Source organism: Pseudoalteromonas sp. SIMBA_162 (genome assembly GCF_046535955.1).
GTDB lineage: Bacteria > Pseudomonadota > Gammaproteobacteria > Enterobacterales > Alteromonadaceae > Pseudoalteromonas > Pseudoalteromonas marina.
The window spans coordinates 1-258 of record NZ_JAWJBQ010000681.1 but is presented as its reverse complement, the minus strand read 5'-3'; the positions used below and the strand labels follow the sequence as shown (position 1 = coordinate 258).

The following is a 258-nucleotide window of genomic DNA, read 5'->3' as shown; positions in this document are numbered from 1 at the left end:
GCCCCTGGCGAGCATGGCACGCTGCTGCAACAGGACGCCTGGATCAGGGCCGCCTCCGACGCCTACCCGCAACTGCACAAGGTCTTCGGCGCAGCCCCACCGCGCCAGGGCTTTCTCGAATCGGACAATGTGATCGTCTTCGGGGCCCTCAAGGAGCGTCCCGGCACCGGCATCGCCATGATCGATCCTTATAGCGGCGAACCCCGGGGCTTCTTCGTCTTCGAGGACCTGTGGCTGGCCAAGCTGGTGGCGCTGCAC

The 258-nt window shown here is 66.3% G+C and carries 1 protein-coding gene; it reads left to right on the top strand.

The features are described from left to right. Positions 1-258 (top strand): hypothetical protein (locus R0J88_RS21400; RefSeq protein ID WP_410901086.1); only part of this gene is annotated, 258 nt, incomplete at both ends.